22 protein-coding genes are annotated in these 24008 nt (G+C 67.4%); 10 read left to right on the top strand and 12 right to left on the bottom strand.

The genetic code is table 11. The features are described 5' to 3' along the window. Positions 1–5: 5 nt before the first annotated feature. A complete protein-coding gene (locus RSO01_RS10925; protein WP_147149102.1) occupies positions 6–818 on the top strand; it encodes an MBL fold metallo-hydrolase in 813 nt (270 codons plus the stop codon). Positions 819–827: 9 nt separating this feature from the next. On the opposite strand, the gene RSO01_RS10930 is transcribed toward RSO01_RS10925, so the two are convergent. From RSO01_RS10930 to RSO01_RS10945, 4 genes are all read right to left on the bottom strand, one after another. Then, the gene (locus RSO01_RS10930; RefSeq protein ID WP_147149104.1) at positions 828–1790 is read right to left on the bottom strand and encodes an alpha/beta fold hydrolase; all 963 of its coding nucleotides are present in this window, start codon (positions 1788–1790) and stop codon (positions 828–830) included. Between the two features lie 155 nt (positions 1791–1945). Beyond that, positions 1946–2410, bottom strand: a complete 465-nt coding sequence (locus RSO01_RS10935; protein WP_147149106.1) for an aromatic-ring-hydroxylating dioxygenase subunit beta — start codon at positions 2408–2410, stop codon at positions 1946–1948. 98 nt (positions 2411–2508) lie between these two features. After that, entirely contained in the window at positions 2509–3777 is a 1269-nt protein-coding gene (locus RSO01_RS10940) for an aromatic ring-hydroxylating dioxygenase subunit alpha (RefSeq protein WP_147149108.1), read from the bottom strand. A gap of 12 nt (positions 3778–3789) precedes the next feature. Further along, a complete protein-coding gene (locus tag RSO01_RS10945) occupies positions 3790–4752 on the bottom strand; it encodes a Bug family tripartite tricarboxylate transporter substrate binding protein (protein WP_170302985.1) in 963 nt (320 codons plus the stop codon). 65 nt (positions 4753–4817) lie between these two features. Here RSO01_RS10945 and putA point away from each other — a divergent pair, with 65 nt between their 5' ends. Both putA and RSO01_RS10955 read left to right on the top strand, forming a co-directional pair. Beyond that, a complete protein-coding gene (gene putA / locus RSO01_RS10950) occupies positions 4818–8234 on the top strand; it encodes a bifunctional proline dehydrogenase/L-glutamate gamma-semialdehyde dehydrogenase PutA (RefSeq protein ID WP_246158295.1) in 3417 nt (1138 codons plus the stop codon). A 121-nt stretch (positions 8235–8355) separates the two neighbouring features. Then, positions 8356–8988 (top strand): DJ-1/PfpI family protein, encoded by a 633-nt coding sequence (locus tag RSO01_RS10955; RefSeq protein ID WP_147149114.1) that lies wholly within the window; start codon positions 8356–8358, stop codon positions 8986–8988. Positions 8989–9148: 160 nt separating this feature from the next. On the opposite strand, the gene RSO01_RS10960 is transcribed toward RSO01_RS10955, so the two are convergent. Together RSO01_RS10960 and RSO01_RS49435 are read right to left on the bottom strand one after the other, a co-directional pair. Further along, a complete protein-coding gene (locus tag RSO01_RS10960; RefSeq protein ID WP_147149115.1) occupies positions 9149–9868 on the bottom strand; it encodes a Bug family tripartite tricarboxylate transporter substrate binding protein in 720 nt (239 codons plus the stop codon). Next, the gene (locus tag RSO01_RS49435; protein ID WP_170302986.1) at positions 9868–10107 is read right to left on the bottom strand and encodes a type 2 periplasmic-binding domain-containing protein; all 240 of its coding nucleotides are present in this window, start codon (positions 10105–10107) and stop codon (positions 9868–9870) included. The genes RSO01_RS10960 and RSO01_RS49435 overlap by 1 nt, the downstream gene beginning before the upstream one ends. A 103-nt stretch (positions 10108–10210) precedes the next feature. On the opposite strand from RSO01_RS49435, the gene RSO01_RS10970 reads away from it, so the two are divergent. Beyond that, positions 10211–11002: an N-acyl homoserine lactonase family protein gene (locus RSO01_RS10970; protein ID WP_147149119.1), complete on the top strand. Its 792-nt coding sequence runs from the start codon at positions 10211–10213 to the stop codon at positions 11000–11002. Positions 11003–11056: 54 nt separating this feature from the next. On the opposite strand, the gene RSO01_RS10975 is transcribed toward RSO01_RS10970, so the two are convergent. Continuing rightward, positions 11057–11347, bottom strand: coding sequence for a hypothetical protein (locus RSO01_RS10975; RefSeq protein ID WP_147149121.1), 291 nt, complete (start codon positions 11345–11347; stop codon positions 11057–11059). Between the two features lie 156 nt (positions 11348–11503). Between RSO01_RS10975 and gltB the strand changes: the two genes are divergently transcribed. The 3 genes from gltB (at position 11504) to RSO01_RS10990 (ending at position 18222) form a co-directional block, all read left to right on the top strand. After that, positions 11504–16144 (top strand): glutamate synthase large subunit, encoded by a 4641-nt coding sequence (gene gltB / locus RSO01_RS10980; RefSeq protein WP_147149123.1) that lies wholly within the window; start codon positions 11504–11506, stop codon positions 16142–16144. A 35-nt stretch (positions 16145–16179) separates the two neighbouring features. Beyond that, positions 16180–17631 carry a glutamate synthase subunit beta gene (locus RSO01_RS10985; RefSeq protein ID WP_147149125.1) on the top strand — a complete coding sequence of 484 codons (1452 nt, stop codon included), beginning with the start codon at positions 16180–16182 and terminating at the stop codon, positions 17629–17631. A gap of 150 nt (positions 17632–17781) precedes the next feature. After that, the gene (locus RSO01_RS10990) at positions 17782–18222 is read left to right on the top strand and encodes a type II 3-dehydroquinate dehydratase (RefSeq protein WP_147149127.1); all 441 of its coding nucleotides are present in this window, start codon (positions 17782–17784) and stop codon (positions 18220–18222) included. Positions 18223–18226: 4 nt separating this feature from the next. Here RSO01_RS10990 and RSO01_RS10995 read toward each other — a convergent pair whose 3' ends face one another. Both RSO01_RS10995 and RSO01_RS11000 read right to left on the bottom strand, forming a co-directional pair. Beyond that, positions 18227–19147, bottom strand: coding sequence for a pyridoxamine 5'-phosphate oxidase family protein (locus RSO01_RS10995; RefSeq protein ID WP_147149129.1), 921 nt, complete (start codon positions 19145–19147; stop codon positions 18227–18229). Further along, complete coding sequence (locus tag RSO01_RS11000) at positions 19144–19539, bottom strand: GFA family protein (RefSeq protein WP_147149131.1); 396 nt, start codon at positions 19537–19539, stop codon at positions 19144–19146. The genes RSO01_RS10995 and RSO01_RS11000 overlap by 4 nt, the downstream gene beginning before the upstream one ends. 93 nt (positions 19540–19632) lie before the next feature. Here RSO01_RS11000 and RSO01_RS11005 point away from each other — a divergent pair, with 93 nt between their 5' ends. Next, positions 19633–20568 carry a LysR family transcriptional regulator gene (locus RSO01_RS11005; protein WP_147149133.1) on the top strand — a complete coding sequence of 312 codons (936 nt, stop codon included), beginning with the start codon at positions 19633–19635 and terminating at the stop codon, positions 20566–20568. Here the strand turns inward: RSO01_RS11005 and RSO01_RS11010 are convergent. After that, positions 20492–21742: an MFS transporter gene (locus RSO01_RS11010; RefSeq protein ID WP_147149135.1), complete on the bottom strand. Its 1251-nt coding sequence runs from the start codon at positions 21740–21742 to the stop codon at positions 20492–20494. The two genes, RSO01_RS11005 and RSO01_RS11010, sit on opposite strands and share 77 nt — an antisense overlap. Before the next feature lie 133 nt (positions 21743–21875). Between RSO01_RS11010 and RSO01_RS11015 the strand changes: the two genes are divergently transcribed. Further along, entirely contained in the window at positions 21876–22232 is a 357-nt protein-coding gene (locus RSO01_RS11015) for a DUF1428 domain-containing protein (protein WP_147149137.1), read from the top strand. A 21-nt stretch (positions 22233–22253) separates the two neighbouring features. After that, positions 22254–22691, top strand: coding sequence for a GNAT family N-acetyltransferase (locus RSO01_RS11020; protein WP_147149139.1), 438 nt, complete (start codon positions 22254–22256; stop codon positions 22689–22691). Between the two features lie 12 nt (positions 22692–22703). Here RSO01_RS11020 and RSO01_RS11025 read toward each other — a convergent pair whose 3' ends face one another. Together RSO01_RS11025 and RSO01_RS11030 are read right to left on the bottom strand one after the other, a co-directional pair. Then, positions 22704–22919, bottom strand: a complete 216-nt coding sequence (locus tag RSO01_RS11025) for a hypothetical protein (protein WP_147149142.1) — start codon at positions 22917–22919, stop codon at positions 22704–22706. A 101-nt stretch (positions 22920–23020) separates the two neighbouring features. Then, entirely contained in the window at positions 23021–23920 is a 900-nt protein-coding gene (locus RSO01_RS11030) for a DUF1194 domain-containing protein (protein WP_147149143.1), read from the bottom strand. Positions 23921–24008: the final 88 nt, after the last annotated feature.

Raw genomic sequence — 24008 nt, forward strand, 5'->3', positions numbered from 1 at the left:
ACGCCATGATCGTCACGTCGCAAAGCGCGAATGCCCTGAGTTGCACGTCGGGATCGTGGAAGATCTGGTCGCTGAGCGACGGCCATGTCGACATGTCCGCCGACCTCCTGCGCAGGGGCCCTGGGCTTGGCAAGTACGCGTTGCCGGGGCCCTCGCAGCAGGAACCGTCACTGGTTCGACTGTCGGTCAATTGCTTCCTGTTGGAGGGGGCCGGAGGCCAGGGAGTCCTGATCGATTGCGGCGCCGGAGGACAGTGGGAGCCATCGCTTGGCCATCTCGACAGGACGATGGCCGAAGCGGGTATAGATCCATCCTCGATCGGCACAGTCGCTCTCACCCATACGCATCTCGACCATTTGAACGGGCTCATAACGCGCGACGGTCGGGAGGCGTTTGCCAACCTGAACAGGATCGTGATCGCGCACGATGCCGTCGCGGGTTTTGTCGATGAGCCGCACCTGGAGCGCTTTCGACACCTGCTTGCTCCGGTCAGGGACGGCGATCGGTTGAACGATCATTTGGCGGCGCTTGCGATGCCGGGGCACGCGCCGGGCCACATGGCCTACGTTCTCGACTCGGGCGAGGACCGGATCCTGTTTTGCGGCGACCTGATCCATGTTCCGGCCGCGCAGTTTGCCCGGCCGGAGCTCACATGGGCCTACGATCTCGACCAGTCCATCGCCTGCGCGACGCGGGTCAAGCTGCTGCGAGAAGCTTTTGACACACAGGCCTGGCTGGCCGGCGCGCACATGGCCAAGCCAGGCCTAGGCAGAGTGGCCGAGGAAGGTTCGGGGTACGCCTTTCTGCCGATCGAGTGAGGCAGCCGCTCAGACGTTCCCTGCCATCGTGTTGGCAATGTCCATTCGCACGCTGGGCGAGCGGCGATAGTACTGGTGCGAGCTGGCGATATCGATGTTGTAGTCGCGGAAGCCGCCGCACATGACGGTGCGATACTTGTCCGGCGGAAAGCGTTCCTGGTTGGAGCGGTCGTGCGCCCCGTCCTGGCCCAGTCGCTTGGCGAAGTTGATCTTCATGCTGATGTCCAGGATGACGTCCTTGTCGCTGGCATAGGTCGAGACGCGCCGGCTGAGTCGATCGAGCGCGCTGAGGCGGCCCATCGGCAGGAAGTCGAAGCTGCTGTGGATCTCGTCGGCGGCGGCCAGGAACACCTCGTCGAACAGGTCGGCATCGCCGTTGCCGTGGGCGAACCAGCTCTCGACCGCGGCCTGCAGGGCCCAGTTGCCCATGCTGTGCGCCAGCAGGAAGACGCGATGGCCCTTGGCGCGTGCGCTGCTGATGATCGGCTCGAGGTTGGCGAAGAAGTTCATGATGTGCAGGCCCGACTGGCCGGCCTTGGTCTGGTCACGGCGATAGGCGGCGCTGGGGAAGGGCAGGGTGATCAGCTTGCCGGTCGAGGGCCAGCTGAAGGCCACGACACTGGTCTCCGCCGCCGGCAGGCCCGACTTCATGAACCATTGCTGGTTGAAGGCGGCGCGGGTGATGGCGTTCTCGAAGCTGTTGTCGAAGCCGTGGATGAAGACCAGCAGGTTGCGACCGGGATCGCTGAGATCGTCGATCACGCTCTGGTCGAACTGGCCCTTGCCGGTGTTCTGGATGAAGGTGATGGCGCCGATCGTGTCGGCGTCGAGGTTGGCGTCGTTGACGAACGCCGTGCCGTAGGTGACCTCGTTGGGGATCGACGGAGCGACGGCGCTCTCGCTGTAGCTGCCGAGCTGGTCCGGCGGGCCGTCCAGCACACGGTTTGTCGCGAAATGAACCGTTACCGGCATGTCAGCCTCCTGCCCCCGAGCGATCCCGCTGCCAATACGATCATCGCTATCGCGCGTCTGTGAGGAAAGTCACCTCTTTTCTGGGAGCGCGCCACTCCGTGGCGCTCATGTCTTCCGGACCGCCGGCCTCTGGCCGGCGGTCCGGAAGAGCATGATCAAAACGGAAGCGCGACCAGGGTGTCGAAGCGGCGGCCGTCGCAGATCACGATGCGCTCGGCAAAGCGCAGGGCGCCCGAGGCGTCGGGCTTGACCTTGTCGCGGTAGCAGCCGGTGGCGAACACATCCATGTCGCCCTCGCGCATGATGCGCACGATCAGGAACGGCGTCTCGACCTCGGCCGCGCCGTTCTGCTGGCCGAGCACGACGGGCAGGCCGACGATGTGGCGGTAGCGCTGGCGCTCATAGATGTTGACCTTGCGCAGGGAGGAGACGCGGTCCTCCAGCATGCCGCGCGTGTCGGCGTAGATCAGCCCGCCCTCCAGGCCGCGCGCCACGTTCTCCGCCGTCGTCAGCTTGTAGAGGCAGGGATCGTGGAACAGCTTGGGCCATTCCTCGAACTGCTCGTTGTCGATGACGCGCGCGTAGAGGGCGTTGAGTTCGACCAGTTGCGCGACGTCCATCCGAATCCTCGTCTAGTCAGAGTCTTCCGGACCGCGAGCCTCCGGCTCGCTCATGAGTCATGAGCGAGCCGGAGGCTCGCGGTCCGGAAGAGCATGAGTCAGTAACCCATGTACCGCCTATAAGCCTTCCAGAAGCCGCGCACCGAGGCCTCGGTGGCGCGGGTGGCCTGGCTTTCGGTGGTGCTGCCGCCCATCTCGATCACCGAGACCTCGTCGGCGGCCGCCGCGGTGCCGCGCTGCACGAAGCCGCCGATGCAGCCGTCCTCCATGGAGATGAAGCCCGCTGGCCCGACCAGGTTCTGCTGCCTCAAGCGCCGCCGGTTCATCTCCGGCGTGTCGTCGGCGAAGCCGAAGTAGGTCCACACCAAATCCATCTTGCCGACGCCGCGCGGCACGACGTGGCGCACCGCCAGGCAATTGTGGATCTGCTGCAGGATGAAGCCCGGGAATACCGACAGGATCTGCAGCTGGATATGGTCGCCAAACTCCTCGACCGAATCGAGCACGCTGGGATCGGCCAGTGCAAACTTTCCGTCCTGGTCGGAGCGGATCTGCTGCTCCTTGTAGGCGTTGGCGTTGGCGCCCTCGGGCATGGCGATGGTGTAGCTCGCATGGTTGCCGCCGTCGGGGCTCACCAGCACGCCGCCGCCCTGGGTCAGGCGCGAGATGCGGAAGGTCGTGAGGAAGGTGTGCAGGATCGAGGCGTGATAGGTGTCCTTCACGTTCTCGACATAGAGCTTCCAGTTGTTGGGCAGCGGCTGCACGAAACGGCCCATCACCCGGATCGGCCGGTTGAGCACGCGCTTCAGGCGGCCCACCACCTCGCTGCCGATATACTCCTCGATCGGCGGCGTGTCGGGCGAGAGAGTCGCGAACACCAGGCCGGCGAGCGTCGTGGTGCGCAGCTTCCGCGGGCTGAAATCGTCGCGGCAGAAATCCTTGGGCATGCCGCCGACGCCGTTGATGCCGCGCTCGAAGGCGATGCCGCGCAGATTGCCGGAGAGGTCGTAGCTCCACGAGTGATAGACGCAGCGAAACTGGTTGCCGACATTGCCGCCGTCATCGAAGGCGATCAGCGCGCCACGATGCGAGCAGCGGTTCTCGAAGCAGTTGATCGAGCCGTCGGCGGCGCGCACCGCGATCACCGGCATGATGCCGACGTGGTTGGTGCGATAGTCGCCCTTGTCGGGGATGTCCGCTTCGAGGCAGACGAAGTTCCAGGTGGCGGCCTTGAACAGGCGCTCCATCTCGCGCTTGTAGTTGGCCTCGTCCTGGTAGACCCAGTAGGGCACGCGGGCCAGGGACTCCTCCGGCCAGATCCCGCTCGAGACGGGCTCCTTGAGTCCTTCGTCGTGTCGGACGTCCATGCGAACCTCCTGTCACTCCAGCGTTACATTGGCCGACTTGATGACGCCGCGCCAGCGCGCTTCCTCGTCCTTGATGAAAGCCGTGGTCTCGGCCGGGGTGCCGACTTGCGGCTCGGCGCCGAGCTCCAGGAACCGCGCCCGCATCTCCGGCAGCTTCAGGGCCGCCGCCATGTCAGCGCTGACCTTCTGGGCAATGGCCTCGGGCGTGCCGGGCGGTGCTACCAGGGCGAACCAGGCGCTGGCCACCAGGTCGGGCAGGCCGAGCTCGGCCGTGGTTGGCAGGTCCGGCGCCACGGGGCTGCGGGTGCGGCTGGCCAGGCCCAGGAACTTCACCTGCTTCTGCTTCTCGAAGCGCAGCGACGCCGAGATGTTGCCGATGAAGATGTCGACCCGGCCGGCGCCGATGTCGACCAGGGCCGGACCTTCGCCTTTGTGGGGGACGTGCACCAGCTCGATGCCGGCCAGGGTCGCGAGGTTGCTGGCGGACAGGTGCGAGGTCGAGCCGTTGCCCTGCGAAGCGTAGGTCGCCTTGCCGGGATTGGCCTTGGCATAGGCGATGAACTCCTGCAGCGATGCCGCCGGCAGGTCGATGCGCGCCGTGATGACGTTGGGCACCAGCGCCAGCACGCCGATCGGAACGAACTTCGTCCAGTCGTAGGGCAGCGTCTTGTAGAGGTTGTGGTTGATGGAAAGCGGGCCGGGCGGGCTGCACAGCAGGGTGTAGCCGTCGGGCTCGGCGCGATAGACGATCTCGGCCCCGACATTGCCGCCCGCGCCGGCGCGGTTGTCGATGATCACGGTCTGCCCCCAGGCCGCGGAGAGCTTCTCGCCGACCAGGCGGCATAGAATGTCGGCCGAGCCGCCGGCCGGGAAGGGCACGACGATGCGCACTTGCTTGTTCGGATAAGGTGCCTGGGCGAACGCGGGCGCGACCAGCAGCAACAGTGCGGCGGCGGCCCGCAACAGAAGCATCATTGGCGTCACCCTCCCGGGGGTGGCTTGTCTTTCGGTCGATGTTACCTCATTTGAGGAACAACGACATGTCCGGCCCATTTCACGCTTTTGCACAATCGATCCAGCCGCAAACCGCGCTGAGAGCCGCCATCACCGCAGCATGGCGGCGGCCGGAAACCGAATGCCTTCCGCCCCTGATCGAGCAGGCGAAGCTCACACCGGCGCGAACCATTCGCGCCCGCACGCTGGCCATGCGGCTGGTCGAGGCGCTGCGCAAGAAGACGCCCTCAGGCGGTGTCGAGGGGCTGATCCACGAATACGCACTGTCGAGCCAGGAGGGCGTGGCGCTGATGTGCCTCGCCGAGGCGCTGCTGCGCATTCCCGACGACGACACGCGCGATGCGCTGATCCGCGACAAGATCGGCGGCGGCGACTGGCGTGCCCATCTCGGCCACAGCCCGTCGCTGTTCGTGAACGCCGCGACCTGGGGCCTGCTGCTGACCGGCCGGCTGACGGCGACCAGCAGCGAGCAGGGACTGTCGGCGGCGCTGGTGCGCCTGATCGGGCGCGGCGGCGAGCCGCTGATCCGCACCGGCGTCAACATCGCCATGCGCCTGATGGGCGAGCAGTTCGTCGCCGGCCAGACCATCGAAGAGGCGCTCGACAACGGCCGCGATCGCGAAGCCGAAGGCTTCCGCCATTCGTACGACATGCTGGGCGAGGCGGCGGTCACGGCCCAGCAGGCCTTCGCTTACATGCAGGCCTACCGGCACGCCATCCATGCCATCGGCCGCGCGGCCCGGGGACGGGGCATCTACGAGGGGCCGGGCATCTCCATAAAACTGTCGGCGCTGCATCCGCGCTACAGCCGCGCCCAGGTCGAACGCGTGCAGGTCGAGCTCTATCCGCGGCTGAAGGAGCTGGCGGTGCTGGCGCGCCACTACGACATCGGGCTCAACATCGATGCCGAGGAGGCCGACCGGCTGGAGATCTCGCTCGATCTGCTGGAGCGGCTTTGCTTCGAGCCCGAGCTCGAAGGCTGGAACGGCATCGGCTTCGTCGTGCAGGGCTACCAGAAGCGCGCGGTGTTCACGATCGACTGGCTGATCGACCTGGCGCGCCGATCGCATCGCCGGTTGATGGTGCGGCTGGTCAAGGGCGCCTACTGGGACGGCGAGATCAAGCGCGCCCAGCTCGACGGGCTGTTGGACTATCCGGTATTCACGCGGCGCATCCATACCGACGTGTCCTACCTCGCCTGCGCTCGCCGTCTGCTGGCGGCGCCCGACGCGGCGTTCCCGCAGTTCGCCACGCACAATGCGCTGACGCTCGCCACCATCCATGCCATGGCCGGCGAGAACTTTTATGCCGGCCAGTACGAGTTCCAGTGCCTGCACGGCATGGGCGAGCCGCTCTACGAGGAGGTCGTCGGGCGCGACAGGCTCAACCGGCCGTGCCGGATCTATGCGCCGGTCGGGACGCACGAGACGCTTCTGGCCTACCTGGTGCGCCGCCTGCTGGAGAACGGCGCCAACACCTCGTTCGTCAACCAGATCGCCAACCCCGAGGTGTCGCTCGACACCCTGCTTGGCGATCCCGTCGAGCAGTCGCTGGCGCTGAAACCCGTCGGCGCGCCGCACCCGCGCATCGCCCTGCCGCCTGACCTGTTCGGCGGCGTGCGCAAGAACTCGCGCGGACTGGACCTTGCCAGTGAGCAGGTATTGGCGGGGCTTGCGGCGACCTTGCAGCAGGGGCAGCCGGTCGCCGCCGTGCCGGTGCTGGCCGACGGCCCGCGAAACGGCGAGGTGCTGCCCATCACCAATCCGGCCGATCGCCGCGACTTGGTCGGCACGGTCGTCGAGGCCTCACCCGACCTGGTCGATGCGGCCTGCCTGCAGGCCAAGCCCTGGCAGGAGCCGCCGGCGGTGCGCGCTGAAACGCTGCGGCGGGCCGCCGACCTGATGGAAACGCGGTTGGAACCGCTGCTCGGCCCGATCGTGCGCGAGGCGGGCAAGACGTTCGGCAATGCCGTGGGCGAAGTGAGGGAGGCCGTCGACTTCCTGCGCTACTACGCGGGCTGCGTAAAAGGCTTCTCGAACGACACGCACAAGCCGTTGGGCGTGGTCGCCTGCATCAGCCCGTGGAATTTTCCGCTGTCGATCTTCACCGGCCAGATCGCGGGCGCGCTGGCGGCCGGCAACGCGGTGATCGCCAAGCCGGCCGAGGAGACGCCGCTGATCGCCTCGCTCGCCGTGGCGCTGCTGCACGAGGCGGGCGTGCCGCGCGCCGCGCTGCAGCTCCTGACCGGTGACGGCAAGGTCGGCGGCCGTCTGGTCGCCAATCCGGCGATTGCCGGCGTGGTGTTCACCGGTTCGACCGAAGTTGCGCGGTCAATCAACCGCGCGCTCTCCCGGCGGCTCAATGCCGACGGCCGGCCGCCGGTGCTGATCGCCGAGACCGGCGGGCAGAATGCCATGGTTGCCGATTCGTCGGCCTTGCCCGAGCAGCTCGTGCTCGATGCGGTGACCTCGGCCTTCGATTCGGCAGGCCAGCGCTGCTCGGCGCTGCGCGTGCTCTGCCTGCAGGACGACATCGCCGATCGCGTTGTGCCCATGCTCAAAGGGGCGATGGGCGAGCTTGGACTGGGCAATCCCGATCGACTGTCGGTCGATGTCGGGCCGGTGATCTCGGCCGGTGCGCAGGCGGGCCTCAACGCCCACATCGAACGCATGCGTGCCGCCGGACACGACGTGCACCAGATGGCGCTGCCCGAGCCGACGCAGCAGGGCACGTTCGTGCCGCCGACACTGATCGAGATCGACGCCGTCTCCGACCTGCCGGGCGAGGTGTTCGGGCCGGTCCTGCATGTGCTGCGCTACCGGCGCGAGGACATGGAGGCGGTGGTGCGCGCGGTGAACGCCACCGGCTTCGGCCTGACCTTCGGCGTGCACAGCCGCATCGACGAGACCATCGAGCGCGCCACCGCGGCCAGCGCCGCCGGCAACCAGTACGTCAACCGCAACATGATCGGCGCCGTGGTCGGCGTGCAGCCGTTCGGCGGCCATGGCCTGTCGGGCACGGGCCCCAAGGCCGGCGGGCCGCTCTATGTCCATCGCCTGCTGGCACAGCGTCCTTTGGTCACGTCGCCGGGCGGCGAGCTGGCGGGACCGGTCGGCGAACGCAACAGCTATGGCCAGCGGCCGAAGGGCACGATCCTCTGCGTTGCCCGTGATGCGGCAAAGCGGGCGGTGCAGGTCGACCTCGTGAAGGCAAGCGGCAATCGAGCCACGGAAGATCCAGCCGATGCCGGCATCGCCGCGGCACTGTTCGCCGGCACCGCCGACGAGCTTTTAGCGCTCAGCCAACACCTGGCGGCGCGCGACGGGCCGATCGTGCCGGTCTATGTCGAGCCCTATCCCCTGGAATTCCTGGGCAACGAGGTCTCGCTCAGCGTCAACACCGCTGCAGCAGGCGGCAACGCCAGCCTGATGACAATCGGATGATGCGCTCGGCGTCATGCTCTTCCGGACCGCCGGCCTCTGGCCGGCTCATGCTCATGAGGCCGGCCAGAGGCCGGCGGTCCGGAAGAGCATGAAAAGGTTATGACTACTGGGGAGGCAGGAAATGAAAATCGGAATACCGGTCTATGACGAGGTCGACGTGCTCGACGTTTGCGGTCCCTTCGAGATGTTCGATTGGGCGGGCTTCGACATCGATCTGCTTGCGGTGGAACCGGGAATGAAGAGGTTCCGCAGCAAGGGCTTTCCCTATTCGGTCAGCAAGGGGTTTGCCGATGCCGACCAGTACGACGCGATCTGGGTGCCCGGAGGCGAGCCGGATGCCTTGGCCGCGATCATCTACGACCCGGCGCGCACCTACCTGAATTTCCTGGTCAGCCAGGCCCGTCATGCCCGCATGATGTGCTCGGTGTGCGACGGCGCGATGCTTCTGGCGGCTGCCGGCCTGCTCGAGGGCTATGAGGCGACGGCGCACTGGGAGTTTTTGGCCTGTTTCCCGCAGCGCTTTCCCAAGGTGAAGGTGGCGGCCGGCCATCCCCGGTTCGTCCACGATCGCGACCGCCTGACGGGCGGCGGCGTCTCGTCGGGCCTCGACACGGCGCTGAAGCTGATCGAGCTGCTGGCGGACAGGGCGCTTGCCGAACGGGTCCAGCAGGCCATGCAGTACTATCCCGATCCGCCGGTCAGTAGCGTCATTCCGCCGACTCCGGCGCAATGCCCGATCCCGCCGGCGCGCTAACGCCAACCTGATGACGATTGGTTGACGGGAGCGCAGGCCTCTGGCCCGCTCATGGTCTTCGTCTTCCGGACCGCGCGCTTCCAGCGCGCTCAAGCTCATGAGCGCGCTGGAAGCGCGCGGTCCAGAAGATTCATGAGCGGGCCAGAGGCCCGCGCTGCCGTCACGGATACACGATCTTCGCCAGCGGCTTCCACTTGTCGTAGTCGGCGACGACGCGCGCCTGGAACTCGGCCGGAGTGCTGGCGCGCGCCTCGTTGCCCATGTCGCGCAGGCGGCTCTGCAGGTCAGGCAGGGCGACCGCGACCTTCGCCGCGTCCGAGAGCCTGTTGGCAATGTCGGCCGGCAGGCCTGCCGGCGCGGCGAGGCCCAGCCACGACACGACCTCGTAGCCCGGCACGTCCTCGGCCACCGGCCGGACGTCGGGATTGAGCGGCCAGCGCTGCTCCGATGTCACGCAGAGCGCCCGCGCCTGGCCGGAGCTCAGCGCGCTGTGGAAGTTGGTGAAGGTGCTGATCGAGGCATCGAGGCGGCCCACGATCACGTCGTTGATGAGCTGCGCCTGATCCTTGTAGGCGACCGGCTCGATCTGGATGCCGGTGCGCGACTTCAGCAGCTCGACTGCGAGATGCAGCGTGTTGCCGGTGCCGGCATGGCCGTAGTTCAGCTTGCCGGGCCGCTCGCGCGCCGCGGCGATGAAGTCCTTCAGCGTCTTGTAGGGCGCCTTCGCCGCGACGAACAAAGCGAAGGGGAAGAGCGTGATGGTCGAGATGTAGGAGAAATCCTTCAGCGTGCTGAAGGTCACCTGCGGGTCGGTCGCGCTGATGACGTTGGCGCCGCCGGTGATGAGATAGAGCGTGTAGCCGTCCGGCGGTTGCGACATCAGGATTGCGCGGCGATGCGTTCGCCGGCGCCGGGCTTGGGCTCGACGATCACGCTCTGCCCCAGCGTGCTCATCAGGCTGGGTGAGATCACGCGGGCGATGATGTCGGGGTTCGATCCCGGACCGTAGCCGTGGACGATGCGGATCGGCTTGTTGGGATAGGCCTGGGCGTGGCCGGCGGCCGGCCAGGCAGCCGTCACGGCAAGGGACCCCAACAGGCCCCGGCGTCGCGTGAGCATTGTCGTTCCTCCCATCGGTCCGCGATCTTGCGCGGCGTTTTTGCTTGTTGCCGACGATGTCCGCCGGAAGACTGGCTTTCAAGCAAGAACTGGCACCGGGATCATGGAAACCTACGAAGTCTTCGCCATCCGATACGCCACGCGCGACGCCCTGCGCGCCTCCCACTTCATCGGCGGCGATCCCCACGATGGGCCGATGCCGATGGACTACTTCGTCTGGCTGGTGCGCAACGCCGACCGCACCTTCGTGGTCGATACCGGCTTCAGCGCGGCGATGGCCGAGAAGCGCAAGCGGACCTTCCTGCGCACGCCGACCGAGGGGCTGGCGCTGATGGGCGTCGACGCCAAGGCGGTGAAGGACGTCGTCATCACCCACATGCACTACGACCATGTCGGGACGTTCTTCGATTTTCCTGCCGCCGAGTTCCACCTGCAGGACCTCGAGATGAACTTCGCCACCGGCCGCTACATGCGCCACGGCCGGTTCAGCCACGGCTACGAGGTCGAGGACGTGGTCGGCATGGTGCGCCTGGTGTTCGGCCATCGCGTGCGCTTCCACGCCGGCTCGGCCGAGCTGGCGCCCGGGATCAGCGTGCATCACATCGGCGGCCACACGATGGGCCTGCAGTGCGTGCGCGTGGCCTCGGCGCGCGGCTGGCTGGTGCTGGCCTCCGACTGCAGCCACTACTACGAGCACATGGAGACGGGCCGTGTCTTCCCGACGACCTTCCATGTCGGCGACACGGTCGAGGGCTATGACAAGCTGCGGGCGCTGGCCGAATCGCCACAGCATATCATCCCAGGCCACGACCCGCTGGTGATGAAGCGCTATCCCGCGCCGTCAAAGGCGCTGGAGGGCATTGCCGTCAGGCTGGATGTGCCGCCGGTCGGGTAGGGGAGCGCGGGCGTCTGGCCCGCATCATGAGCGGGCCAGACGCCCGCGCTCCCGTTAAGACCGCCCGAAGACGTCCGGCTTGCGGTTCTCGCGGACACAGAGCATCTGCACGGCCGTTTCCGGCGGCAGCTTGATGCGCTCTTCCTCGCACTTTTCGTAGCTCCACGGGCCGCCGAAGTACGAGTTGCCGGAAACCTGGACCATGTTGTTTTTCTGCAGGTACCAGCCCGGCCCGGTCCAGGCCATGGCGACGCTGGGCGTCGGCGAGCAGCCGGACGCTGAAAGTCCGGCCAGGGCCACGGCCGCAATGCAGATCGCCGGGCGGCGAAGCAACGGAAACGACATCTTTTCAACTCCCCCGAAGGCAGGCCCCACCCGAAATTACAGCGGCTTCTGCGCCGCAACAATTGCTTTCGTCGGGCGTAGCCGCCGCGCTAATAATGCCCGATAACGATAGGGTTCCCGGGGGGACTGCGCCGGGGGGCTGCAGGACAGAATTTGATGGATTTGCCTGAGAAACAAGGGCTTTACGACCCGCGAAATGAGCGCGACTCCTGCGGCGTCGGCTTCGTGGCCGACATCAAGGGCCGGAAGTCGCACGCCATCGTGCGCGAGGGGCTCTCCATCCTGGTCAATCTCGACCACCGGGGCGCCGTCGGCGCCGACCCGCTGGTGGGCGACGGCGCCGGCTGCCTGATCCAGATCCCCGACGCCCTGCTGCGCGACTGGGCCAAGAAGACAGACGTCGATCTGCCGCAGCCCGGCCACTACGCCGTGGCCATGTGCTTTCTGCCGCAGGACGAGAAGGCGCGCGCCTTCGCCATCAAGCGGCTGGAGCATTTCGTCAAGGTCGAGAAGCAGAAGCTTTTAGGCTGGCGCGACGTGCCGACTGACATCACGGGCCTGGGCAAGGCCGTCATCGAGCGCATGCCAGTGATCAAGATGGCAATCGTCGGCCGCGGCCCCAAGCTCGCCGACCAGGACGCCTTTGAGCGCAAGATCCTGGCCATCCGCAAGCAGACCCAGAACCCGCTGGTCGACCTCGAGAAGAAGCACAAGCTGCCCGGCCTGTCGCAGCTCTACATGCCGTCCTTCTCCTCGCGCACTGTCGTCTACAAGGGCCTGCTGCTGGCCCCGCAGGTCGAGAGCTTTTACGAGGACCTGCGCAATCCCCTGACCCAGTCGGCGCTCTGCCTGGTGCACCAGCGCTTCTCGACCAACACCTTCCCGTCGTGGCGGCTGGCGCATCCCTACCGGTTCATCGCCCACAACGGCGAGATCAACACGGTGCGCGGCAACGTCAACTGGATGTACGCTCGCCGGCGCACGATGGAATCCGACCTCATCGGCGCCGACCTCGACAAGATGTGGCCGATCATCCCGCACGGCCAGTCGGACACGGCCTGCGTCGACAACGCCTTGGAGCTGCTGGTCAACGGTGGCTACTCGCTGTCGCACGCCATGATGATGCTCATCCCCGAGGCGTGGGCCGGCAATCCGCTGATGGATGCCAAGCGCAAGGCCTTCTACGAGTATCACGCGGCGCTGATGGAGCCGTGGGACGGCCCGGCCTGCATCGCCTTCACCGACGGCCGCCAGATCGGCGCCACGCTCGACCGCAACGGCCTGCGCCCGGCGCGCTTCCTGGTGACCGACGACGACAAGGTCGTCATGGCCTCGGAAGCGGGCGTGCTGCCGATCCCTGACGAGAAGATCGTGCGCAAGTGGCGCCTGCAGCCCGGCAAGATGCTGCTGATCGACCTCGAGCAGGGCCGCATCGTCGAGGACGAGGAGCTGAAGCGCACCTTGGCCGAAGCCGAGCCCTACGAGGAGTGGCTGAAGGAGACGCAGCACAAGCTGGAAGAGCTGTCGGAGATCCCCGAGGTGCCGGCGCCCGCGCCGTCGAACGATCCCTCGACCTTGCTCGATCGCCAGCAGGCCTTCGGCTACACCCAGGAGGACGTCCAGTTCTTTCTCGAGCCGATGAGCAAGGAGCCCGACGATCCGGTGGGCTCGATGGGCACCGACACGCCCATCGCCGTGCTCTCCAGGAAGCCCAAGCTGCTCTACAACTACTTCAAGCAGAACTTCGCGCAGGTCACCAACCCGCCGATCGATCCGATCCGCGAGGAGCTGGTGATGTCGCTGGTGTCGATGATCGGCCCGCGGCCGAACCTGCTGGGCCGCCACGCCGGCACGCACAAGCGGCTCGAAGTTGCGCAGCCGGTGCTGACCAACGCCGAGCTGGAGAAGATCCGCTCGATCGAAGACCTGCTGGACGGCTCGTTCCGCACCGCCACCATCGACACGACCTGGCCGGTGTCGGAAGGCGCGGCCGGCCTGGAAGAAGCACTCGACCGCATCTGCTCCGAGGCCACCGACTGCGTGTTGGCCGACCGCAATATCCTGATCCTGTCGGACCGCAACGTGTCGGCTGAGCGCGTGCCCATCCCAGCGCTGCTGGCGACCGCCGCCGTGCACCACTACCTGATCCGCAGGGGCTTGCGCACCCAGACCGGCCTCGTGGTCGAGTCCGGCGAGGTGCGCGAGGTCCATCATTTCTGCTGCCTGGCGGGCTACGGCGCCGAGGCGGTGAATCCCTATCTCGCCTTCGAGACCCTCGAGCAGCTGCGCGTCCAGAACGGCCTGCCGCAGAAGGCCTACGAGGTCCAGAAGAACTACATCAAGGCGATCGGCAAGGGCCTGCTGAAAGTCATGTCCAAGATGGGCATCTCGACCTACCAGTCCTATTGCGGGGCGCAGATCTTCGACGCCGTCGGCCTGCATTCGGGCTTCGTCGAGAAGTATTTCACCGGCACCGCCACGACCATCGAGGGCGCGGGCTGGAAGGAGATTGCCGAGGAGACGGTGCGCCGTCACTCGGACGCCTATGGCGACAAGGCGATCTATCGCAACATGCTCGATCCGGGCGGCGACTACGCCTTCCGGCTGCGCGGCGAGGATCACGCCTGGACGCCGGACAACGTCGGCAGGCTGCAGCACGCGGTGCGCGGCAATTCGTCGGACGACTACAAGGCCTTTGCCAGCTCGATCAACGAGCAGAGCGAACGGCTACTCACCATCCGCGGCCTCATGCAGTTCAAGTGGGCCGAGAAGCCCATTCCGGTCGACGAGGTCGAGCCCGCTTCCAACATCGTGCGCCGCTTCGCCACCGGCGCCATGAGCTTCGGCTCGATCAGCCGCGAGGCGCACACTACGCTCGCCATCGCCATGAACCGCATCGGCGGCAAGTCGAACACCGGCGAGGGCGGCGAGGAAGCCGACCGCTTCAAGCCGCTGCCCAACGGCGATTCCATGCGCTCGGCCATCAAGCAGGTGGCGTCGGGTCGCTTCGGTGTGTCGGCCGAGTACTTGGTCAATGCCGACGACCTGCAGATCAAGATGGCGCAGGGCGCCAAGCCAGGTGAGGGCGGCCAGCTTCCGGGCCATAAGGTCGACGAGAACATCGCCCGCGTGCGGCGCTCGACGCCGGGCGTCGGCCTGATCTCGCCGCCGCCGCACCACGACATCTATTCGATCGAGGATCTGGCGCAGCTCATCCACGACCTCAAGAACGTGAACCCGCGCGCGCGGGTGTCGGTGAAGCTTGTCTCCGAGGTCGGCGTCGGCACGGTCGCGGCGGGCGTCAGCAAGGCGCGCGCCGACCATGTGACGATCTCGGGCTTCGAGGGCGGCACCGGCGCCTCGCCGTTGACCTCGCTGACGCATGCCGGCTCGCCGTGGGAGATCGGCCTGGCCGAGACGCAACAGACGCTGGTGCTGAACGGCTTGCGTGGCCGCATTGCCGTGCAGGTCGACGGCGGCCTGCGCACCGGACGCGACGTCGCCATCGGTGCCCTCTTGGGTGCCGATGAGTTCGGCTTCGCCACGGCACCCTTGATCGCCGCCGGCTGCATCATGATGCGCAAGTGCCATCTCAACACCTGTCCGGTCGGCGTGGCGACGCAGGATCCGGTGCTGCGCAAGCGCTTCACGGGCCAGCCCGAGCACGTCATCAACTACTTCTTCTTCGTCGCCGAAGAGCTGCGCGAGATCATGGCGCGGCTGGGCTTCCGCACGCTGAGCGAGATGATCGGCCGCGTCGACCGGCTCGACATGAAGCGTGCCGTCGATCACTGGAAGGCGGGCGGCGTCGATCTCTCCAAGCTGCTTTATGTGGCGCCGGCCAAGGAAGGCGTGGCGATCTGGAACAGCGAGACGCAGAACCACGGACTCGACAAGGCACTGGACCACAAACTGATCGAGGCGGCGCAGCCGGCGCTGGAAAAGCGTGAGCCGGTGCTGGTCGAGCAGACCATCAGCAACGTCAACCGCACCGTCGGCGCCATGCTGTCGGGCGAGGTGGCCAAGCGCTACGGCCATACCGGCCTTGCCGAGGACACGATCTCGGTGCGGCTGAGCGGCACCGCCGGCCAGAGCTTCGGCGCCTTCCTGGCGCATGGCGTGTCGATCGAACTGACGGGCGATGCCAACGACTATGTCGGCAAGGGCCTGTCGGGCGGCCGCGTCGTCGTGCGCCAGCCCAAGGACAGCAAGCGCGATCCGTTGCAGAACATCATCGTCGGCAACACCGTGCTGTACGGCGCGATCGGCGGCGAGGCCTATTTCGAGGGTGTCGCCGGCGAGCGCTTCGCCGTGCGCAACTCGGGCGCGGTCTCGGTCGTCGAGGGCACCGGCGACCATGGCTGCGAGTACATGACCGGCGGCGTCGTGGTCGTGCTGGGCGACACCGGGCGCAACTTCGCGGCCGGCATGTCGGGCGGCGTCGCCTATGTCTACGATCCCAAGGCGCGCTTCGGCGAGCTCTGCAACATGTCGATGGTCGAGCTCGAGCCGGTGGGCGTTGCGTCTGCCGACAAGGAGGCGCCGGGCCGGCCGCATCAACGCGCCCTGAATGCCGACGACAACGGCATGGGCGACGTGTTGGGCTTCGACGCCGATCGGCTGCGCATCCTGGTCGAGCGCCATCACCTGCACACCGGCAGCGCCCGCGCCCGCACTCTGCTGGAAGACTGGGACAACGCCCTCAAGAGCTTCATCAAGGTGATGCCCAAGGACTACAAGCGCGCGTTGGTGCAGGCGCGCGATCGTGCGGCAGCGAAAGCGGTCGCCGCCGAATAACGGCCGTCGGACAACGAAGGGGAGTTAGCAAGCCAATGGGCCAGCCCACCGGCTTCCTGGAGATCGAGCGCAAGGACCGGCCTTACGAGAAGGTCGAGGCCCGGCTGAAGCATTGGCATGAGTTCGTGCTGCCGTTGCCGTCCGCCGAAGTGTCCAAGCAAGGTGCGCGCTGCATGGATTGCGGCATCCCGTTCTGCCACAACGGCTGCCCGGTCAATAACCTCATCCCCGACTGGAACGAGCTGGTGCGGCGCGACCGCTGGCAGGATGCGCTGGAGGTCCTGCACTCGACCAACAATTTCCCCGAGTTCACCGGCCGCATCTGCCCCGCGCCCTGCGAGGCCTCGTGCACACTGAACATCGACGACAACCCGGTGACGATCAAATCAATCGAATGCTCGATCGTCGATCGCGGCTGGGACGAGGGCTGGATCGCCCCGCTGGTGCCGGCGAAGAAGACCGGCAAGCGCGTCGCCGTCGTCGGTTCGGGGCCGGCCGGCATGGCCTGCGCCCAGCAGCTGGCACGCGCCGGCCATGCGGTGACGCTGTTCGAGAAGGCCGACCGCATCGGTGGCCTGCTGCGCTACGGCATCCCCGACTTCAAGATGGAGAAGCGCCTGATCGACCGGCGCATGCGCCAGATGGAGGCCGAGGGCGTGGAGTTCCGCACCGGTGTTGAGGTCGGCGCCACGCTGTCGATCAAGTCGCTGCTCGAGGGCTACGACGCCGTGGCGCTGACCGGCGGCGCCGAATGGCCGCGCGACCTCGAAGTGCCCGGCCGGGAGCTTTCCGGCATCCACTTCGCCATGGATTTCCTGACGCAGCAGAACAAGCGCGTGGCGGGCGATGACGAGGCGCGTGCGGCACCGCGCGGCACGCTGACGGCCAAGGGCAAGCACGTCGTGGTGATCGGCGGCGGCGATACGGGCTCGGACTGCGTCGGCACGTCGAACCGGCAGGGCGCGGCCTCGGTGACCCAGCTCGAGGTCATGCCGCAGCCGCCGGAGCGTGAGAACAAGGCGCTGACCTGGCCCGACTGGCCGCTCAAGATGCGGACCTCCTCGTCGCACGAGGAAGGCGCCGACCGCGACTTCGCGGTGCTGACCAAGCGCGCCGCGGGCAAGGCCGGCAAGCTGAGCGGACTCGAGTGCGTGCGCATCGACTGGGTGAAGGGCGCCGACGGCCGCATGGCCATGAAGGAGGTCGAGGGCAGCGGGTTCGAGCTCAAGGCCGACCTGGTGCTGCTGGCTATGGGCTTCCTGGGGCCACGCAAGCCCGGCATGGTCGAGCAGTCGGGCGTGGCGCTCGATCCGCGCGGCAACATCGCGGCCAACGTCCAGGACTACAAGACCAGTGTCCCGAAGCTGTTCGCCGCCGGCGACATGCGGCGCGGCCAGTCGCTGGTCGTGTGGGCGATCCGCGAAGGCCGCCAGTGCGCACGGTCGATCGACGAGAGCCTGATGGGAGCGACGATCTTACCGCGGTAGCGCTGCAGAATTGTCGACTCTGCGATAAATCACCTGTAGCGGCCTCGAACTTCGAGACGCTTTCAGTTTCAGCGAGAATTGTTTTAGAGTTCATCCAGCGTCGGTGGCGGGCGCCGTGGGGACGTCCTGCCGCGTCGTATTGGGGTGTCAATGAAGCTGCTGCTGATCCAGGGCGCCAACATGGAGTATCTGGGCCGCCGCCAACCTGAGCTCTATGGAACGACTTCGGCCAAGGAACTCGACGCCATCCTGCGCCGTCGGGCGCGCGAGCTCGATGTCGAGCTCGACATCCTCTACACCAACACCGAGGGCGAGGCGGTGTCAGCGATCTACCGGGCCGACCGGGCCAATATCGACGGCATCCTGTTCAACCCGGCGGGTTTCCTGCATGCCGGTCACTCGCTGCGCGACTGCCTGCGGTCGATCAACGCGCCGGCGATTGAGATCCACATGACCAACATCGAGAAGCGCGGCTACGGCTCGGTCACCTCGGAAGCCGCGGTCGGCATGATCGCGGGCTTCGGCGTCGATTCCTACCTGCTGGCGCTCGAGGCCATGACGGCGCGGTTGCGCAAGGTCGCCGGGGGCTGACGCTCTACCAGATGCCGGTGGCGAGCGTGGTCGGCGCGTAGTCGCCGAACGTCCAGGCGAAGGGGAAGGCGCCGCGCCGCCGCCAGGCGCGTGTGACCTCGACCCGCCACAGCCGCTCGGCGCCGGCCGGGCCGCCTTCGGGATGCCAGTCGATCGTGGCCCGGCCCTGGAACTGCAGGATGTCGCCCGAGGCGAAGTCGATGAAGACCAGGCCGGCGCGCGGGTCGCCTAAAAGGTTGCCGAGCGTGTTGTAGAAGCGGTTGCCGCGGAAATCGGGGATGGCGAGCGTGTCGCCTGTCACGCCGACGAAGCCCGGCCTGCCGCCGCGGTGCGACATGTCGAGGCCGCCGTCGACGATGCCGGCGCGAGACCGGCTGGCGATGAAGAAGGTGTCGGCTGCGGCGATCAGGGCGCGTGCGGCGTCGTCGAGACGGTCGAGACGCTCGGCCGGTACGCCGGCCGCGGCGCGCGGTGCGGGCGCGCGCGTCTGGATGTACTGCGCGCAGTTGCCGAAGCTCTGGGCGATTTCCACGGTGAGGCCGTCGTCGACGGCGGCCAGGCGGCCGTTCGCGCGGTTGCGCCGCCGCGTGGTGAAGTCGAGGCCGAGCATGCCGATCTCGGCGCCGGCCCTGAACGTCGATGCGGCGGGGTCGTCCGCTGCCGGCAAGGCGCCGATGCGCAACGTCCCCGGATCGGGCGACTGAATGAACCCCTTGTCGCCGGTCAGCACCGAGGCCATCGGCCAGCCGTCGGCGTCCGGCGTGGCGACAAAGAGGTAGGGCAGCAGCGCGAAGAATTCGCGATGCTGGTCGGGCATGAACGGCCGGATGGCGACACGCCCGGCGCGCTGATGGCCGGCCAGCGCCTGTGCCTTGAGTTCGTCCTCGTGGAAGGCGAGGAAAGGCGATCCGTCCTGCGGGCTCATGTCAGGCCCTCCGGCTTCTCGGGGAACTGCTGCTTGGGGTCGTACCAGGGCGCGGCGTCGGATCGCCAGATATGGATCTGCGGGCGATCGGTGACTGGCGTGTCGAGGCAGCCCAAGCGCAGCAGCACCACCGGCTGGGCGACGCGCTCAGCCATCACGTGCGAGCCGCACTGCGTGCAGAAGCGGCGGAACTTGCCGGGCGAGGATTCGGTGGCGCCGAGCCGGTCCTGGCCGCGGGTCCAACGGAATTTCTCCCGCGGCACCGCCGTGACCGACGAGAAGGCGCTGCCGTGGGTCTTGCGGCAGGTCTGGCAATGGCAATGCACGATGCGCTCGAGAGGGGCGTCGGCCTCGTAGGCCACGGCGCCGCACAGGCAGCTTCCGGTCAACATGATGTCCTCCGTCACCCTGAAGGTAGGTGCGGCGGATTGCGACGGGAAGATCAGCAATGTACAAATCACTCTTCCACTATTTGGAATAATAAAATGGATCGGCTGGACGAACTGGCGATCTTCGTGCGCATCGTGGAGGAGGGCAGCCTGGCGCGCGCCGCCTCGCGGCTGCGGCGCTCGCCGCCGGCGGTGACGCGGGCCCTGGCGGCGCTGGAGGACCGTATCGGCGTGCGGCTGGTCGACCGCACAACGCGGCGGCTGGCGCCGACCGAGGCGGGCCGCGCCTTCTACGACAAGGCGCGCAGCCTCACGGCCGACTACGAGGCGGCGACGGCGGGAGCGCGCGAGGCGCCGGTGCGCGGGCTGCTGCGGATCACCGCGCCGGTGCAGTTCGGCCGCCGCCACGTCGCGCCGATCGTGGCGCGCTTCCTCGACGCTGAGGCTGGCGTCGAGGTCGAGCTGATGCTGAACGACCGCAACATCGACCTCATCGACGAGGGCATCGACGTGGCGCTGCGTATCGGCCCGCTCGCCGATTCAGCCCTGTCGGCGCGGCTGGTGGGCCATGTGCGGCGGCTGTGGGTGGCAAGCCCCGCCTATCTCAAGCGCCGCGGCACGCCGCGCACGCCGGGCGACCTGGTGCAGCACGAGTCGATCCTGGGAACGGTGCGCGCCAACCGGGAATGGAGCTTCGCCGGCCTGCGCACGCCGCCGCGCCTGATGGGCCGCCTGCGCGTCGACGACGTCGAGACCCGCCTGCGCGCCGCGCGCGAGGGCCGTGGCGTCGCCCAGCTGCTGTCCTACCAGGTGGCCGACGAGCTGGCGTCGGGCAAGCTGGTGCGCCTGCTGCAGGCCTGGGAGGCGCCGCCGCTGCCGGTCCATCTCGTCACCAAGGGCCGCGCCCATCGCGCGCCCAAGATCGACACGTTCATCGAGTTCGCCGCCAAGCGGCTTAGGGCCTTGCCGGTGCTAGCGACGGCACCCGACGCCGTCCGGCGAGGAAAGCCGCAAGCGCCAACGCCTGGATGATCGCGGCCGCGACGGCGACGGCCGCCGTCTCGTGGATCGAGAGCGAGCGCAAGGCGCCGAAGGCGGCGGGCGCGAAGGCATAGGTGCCCTGGCCGATGGCGACGATCAGCGGCACGACGCGCTGGACATCGGCGCGGGTGAACTCGACCTGGGCGATCAGCGGCGGCAGGGAGGTCGTGTTGCCGATGCCGGCGCCGAACAGCAGGACACCCGCGACCAGCAGCACAACGTTGTCGCCGGCGGCCAGGATCAGGGCGAGCGAGCCCGCGATCTGCACGGCGTGGCTGGCACAGGCGAACAGGCGGCGGTCGCTGCCGGCCGGCATCAGCCAGCCGACGGCGGTACGGCCGGCGATCGCGCTCGCCGTCGCCAGCCCCATGACGATGCCGGCAGCCTGCTCGCCGAGAGCGGGCACCAGCAGGGAGAAGAGATGGGCGATCAGGCCGATCTGGGCGAACAGTCCCAGCGCCATTGCCGCGGCCAGCGTCAGGAAGGCGCGATCGCGCCACAGCAGGCGACCCGGCAGGGACGGTGCTGACGCCGTCGCGGCGGGAGCCGTGTCCGAGGTTTCGCCGTCGGGGAGCTGGCCCATGCCGTCCGGCGTGCGCGAGAAGATCAGGTCGGACAGCAGCCACACCGCTAAAAGCATGGTGGCGCCGATGATCGTCGCGGCGATCGGGAAGTCGAGCCAGGCGATGGCGGCGACCCAGAGCGGCGAGAAGACCACGCCGCCGATGCTGGCGCCGTTGTAGGCCATGGAGAGCGCGGCAGGCCGCTTGTGGACGAACCACGGCGCGATGATGGCGTTGACGGCGGCGGCGCCCATCGCCACCCAGCCCGCGCCGCTCGGCAGGGTCGCCAGCAGGAGCTGCCACGGCTCGCGCGCCACGGCCCAGCCGATCACGCCGATGGCGAGCAGTAGCGCGCCGGCCTTGGTGATGGTGGGCAGGCCGAAGCGCCGATAGAGCGCCGGAAGATTGGCGACGATGACGGCGCCGATCAGGAAGTGCAAGGTGACGGCCGTCGAGACCAGCACGACCGACCATTGCCGCGCCTCCTGCACGGCATGCAGGTAGACCGGCGGACCATAGAAGCCCAGGCCCCATCCGAAGACGGCCAGCACGAAAGCGCCGGCGACGACTCGCCAGCCGAAGAAATCAGTCGATGCGTTCATCGGCCGACCATGCTGCGCCACGCGTGGCCTTCGTTGCGGCGCGGGCCGAAGCGTTGGGGATGACAGGCGATTGACACACGGTATGCAATTCCGTATCGCTTAACCATCAAGTTAAGCGTTGGGAGTTGAACACATGTCCTATGTCGACGGTTTCGTCCTGGTCGTGCCGAAGCGGAAGCTCGCGATCTACAAGAAGATGGCGAGTCGCGCCGCCACGGTGTGGCGCGACCATGGCGCGCTCGACTACCGCGAATGCGTGGGCGACGACCTCAAGGTGAAGATGGGCCTGCCGTTCCCCAAGCTCGCCAAGACCAAGCCCGGCGAGACGGTGGTGTTCTCCTACATCGTCTATAAATCGCGCGCCCATCGCGACAAGGTCAACGCCAAGGTGATGAAGGACAAGCGCCTGTTCGAAGGCATGCCCAAGGAGATGCCGTTCGACATGAAGCGCATGGCCTACGGCGGCTTCAAGACGCTGGTCGAGTTCTGAGCGGTCGCGTTACAAGCGGGCATGATCGAGATCACGCCGCTTCGCCAGGACGACCGCGCCGCCTGGCAACCGCTCGCCGTGGGCTACAACACCTTCTACGAGCGGACGATGCCCGATGGGATCTACGACCATGTCTGGCGGCGCCTGATGGACGCGAAGGAGCTGAACGGGCTTGCCGCCCGGCTTGACGGCCGGGTCGTCGGCATCGCCCACTTCTTCTTCCACACCAACGTCTGGGTCGACGAGGTCTGCTACCTGGCCGACCTGTTCGTCGACGAGCAGGTGCGCGGCCAAGGGGCGGCGCGCCTGCTGATCGAGGCGGTGGCCGACAGGGCGCGCGAGCGCGGCTGCCGGCGCTACTACTGGCTGACGCAGCAGCACAATGTCCGCGCCCGCGGCCTCTACGACAAGGTCGCGCGCTTCGCGGGCTTCATCCGTTACGACTATCCGATGGGATAGGCCCAGCGGCGGCTAGTGCTTGCCGTGATGCTCGGCGTGATGCTTGCTCGCCTCGCCGGCGTGATGAGCGGCATGATGCGAATGACCATGCGCCGAATGGGCGTGATGGGCGGCCTTCTCATGCGCATCGGACTCATGATGCTTGGCGGCCTCGCGATGATGCTTGGCAGCATGCTCGTGATGCTCGGCGGCGGCAGTGTGGTGCTCGACGATCTTGTCCTTGGCCATGATGACCTCCGTGTGGGGACGCTGCCGACGCTTTGGTCGACGCGCCTACCGTAGGAGGGGCGTGTTGCACGGGGGTGACCGACCCGTGAAGCAGCGGTGGATCAGTCCGGCGTGACCCCGAAGCGGCGCTGCCAGAACTCGCGGCTGCGCCGCTCGCCGATGTCGCAGCCGAGTTCGTATTCCGGCCGCACGAACTTGGTGTAGTCGTCCTCGCCGCGAACCGGCCGCCGCCCGCTTTGCGCGAGCTGGGTGCCGTCGGGCAGGGGCCCAAGGGCGATGTCGAAGTCGCTCACAGGTCCGAAGTGGGGGCCGACGTCGGCCACCTCCTGCAGGAGCTTCTTGCGCACGGCGCGGGGAAAGTCCTCGAAGTTGGTGGCGACCTCGACGAAGGAGCGCGGCCCGCCGGTGACGCAGTGCAGGTAATACTTGTCGAGGTCGGCTTCGCTCGGGAAGCCGAACGGGTTGGGTCGGTCGTTCATGATCGGCAGGCCGTTGATGACGATGCGCTCCTTCAGCGCCTCGTAGCGCATGTCAGTCACCAGCCCGCCATCGTTGTTCGAGCCGTCGCCCGAGATGTCCAGGACCTTGCGCTCGGCCTCGTAGGGGCTGCGGCCGAACAGCGGGATGGCGTAGCGGATGGCGCCGCTGATCGAGGTGCGCCGCGCGATCGAGATCGGCGCGTTGGCGAGCTGCGTCGTGAAGGCGTCGATGGCTGCTTCCGAATCGAGCAAGGTCCAGTCGATCAGCAGGCGCTGCACCCAGGCGTCGGACCATTCATAGTAGGCGACGGCGATGCGGCCGTGGCTGCCGCCCAGGATCGCCTTCTTGATCACCGGGTCGCGGAAGGCCTGGACGTAGCCCTCGCGCTGCAGCTTGGCCTCGTCGGGATCGATGCTGCCCGAGATGTCGATGCCGAGCGCCAGCGCCAAGTCGACTTCCTTCCTGTCCTGAGCGGCGGCCGGCAGGGCGAGAAGGAGAAGCAGGGCGAGCAGCATACGCATGGCCGACCTCCAACCAAGTTTGTCATGCTGAGCGAAGCGAAGCACCTTTCGTGCCGCCGAAAGATCCTTCGCCTACGGCTCAGGACGC

Source organism: Reyranella soli (assembly GCF_007992495.1).
Lineage (GTDB): Bacteria > Pseudomonadota > Alphaproteobacteria > Reyranellales > Reyranellaceae > Reyranella > Reyranella soli.

Excerpts from the sequence above, each read along its gene's own strand:
- RSO01_RS10990 (WP_147149127.1), top strand. The coding sequence starts at position 17,782 with ATGAAGCTGCTGCTGATCCAGGGCGCCAACATGGAGTATCTGGGCCGC.
- RSO01_RS10945 (WP_170302985.1), bottom strand. The coding sequence starts at position 4,752 with ATGATGCTTCTGTTGCGGGCCGCCGCCGCACTGTTGCTGCTGGTCGCG.
- RSO01_RS10930 (WP_147149104.1), bottom strand. The coding sequence starts at position 1,790 with ATGCCGGTAACGGTTCATTTCGCGACAAACCGTGTGCTGGACGGCCCG.
- RSO01_RS10925 (WP_147149102.1), top strand. The coding sequence starts at position 6 with ATGATCGTCACGTCGCAAAGCGCGAATGCCCTGAGTTGCACGTCGGGA.
- RSO01_RS11025 (WP_147149142.1), bottom strand. The coding sequence starts at position 22,919 with ATGGCCAAGGACAAGATCGTCGAGCACCACACTGCCGCCGCCGAGCAT.
- RSO01_RS11005 (WP_147149133.1), top strand. The coding sequence starts at position 19,633 with ATGGATCGGCTGGACGAACTGGCGATCTTCGTGCGCATCGTGGAGGAG.
- RSO01_RS11030 (WP_147149143.1), bottom strand. The coding sequence starts at position 23,920 with ATGCGTATGCTGCTCGCCCTGCTTCTCCTTCTCGCCCTGCCGGCCGCC.
- RSO01_RS11015 (WP_147149137.1), top strand. The coding sequence starts at position 21,876 with ATGTCCTATGTCGACGGTTTCGTCCTGGTCGTGCCGAAGCGGAAGCTC.
- RSO01_RS11020 (WP_147149139.1), top strand. The coding sequence starts at position 22,254 with ATGATCGAGATCACGCCGCTTCGCCAGGACGACCGCGCCGCCTGGCAA.
- RSO01_RS11000 (WP_147149131.1), bottom strand. The coding sequence starts at position 19,539 with ATGTTGACCGGAAGCTGCCTGTGCGGCGCCGTGGCCTACGAGGCCGAC.
- RSO01_RS10970 (WP_147149119.1), top strand. The coding sequence starts at position 10,211 with ATGGAAACCTACGAAGTCTTCGCCATCCGATACGCCACGCGCGACGCC.
- gltB (WP_147149123.1), top strand. The coding sequence starts at position 11,504 with ATGGATTTGCCTGAGAAACAAGGGCTTTACGACCCGCGAAATGAGCGC.
- putA (WP_246158295.1), top strand. The coding sequence starts at position 4,818 with ATGTCCGGCCCATTTCACGCTTTTGCACAATCGATCCAGCCGCAAACC.
- RSO01_RS10935 (WP_147149106.1), bottom strand. The coding sequence starts at position 2,410 with ATGGACGTCGCGCAACTGGTCGAACTCAACGCCCTCTACGCGCGCGTC.
- RSO01_RS10995 (WP_147149129.1), bottom strand. The coding sequence starts at position 19,147 with ATGAGCCCGCAGGACGGATCGCCTTTCCTCGCCTTCCACGAGGACGAA.
- RSO01_RS10940 (WP_147149108.1), bottom strand. The coding sequence starts at position 3,777 with ATGGACGTCCGACACGACGAAGGACTCAAGGAGCCCGTCTCGAGCGGG.
- RSO01_RS10985 (WP_147149125.1), top strand. The coding sequence starts at position 16,180 with ATGGGCCAGCCCACCGGCTTCCTGGAGATCGAGCGCAAGGACCGGCCT.
- RSO01_RS49435 (WP_170302986.1), bottom strand. The coding sequence starts at position 10,107 with ATGCTCACGCGACGCCGGGGCCTGTTGGGGTCCCTTGCCGTGACGGCT.
- RSO01_RS11010 (WP_147149135.1), bottom strand. The coding sequence starts at position 21,742 with ATGAACGCATCGACTGATTTCTTCGGCTGGCGAGTCGTCGCCGGCGCT.
- RSO01_RS10975 (WP_147149121.1), bottom strand. The coding sequence starts at position 11,347 with ATGTCGTTTCCGTTGCTTCGCCGCCCGGCGATCTGCATTGCGGCCGTG.
- RSO01_RS10955 (WP_147149114.1), top strand. The coding sequence starts at position 8,356 with ATGAAAATCGGAATACCGGTCTATGACGAGGTCGACGTGCTCGACGTT.
- RSO01_RS10960 (WP_147149115.1), bottom strand. The coding sequence starts at position 9,868 with ATGTCGCAACCGCCGGACGGCTACACGCTCTATCTCATCACCGGCGGC.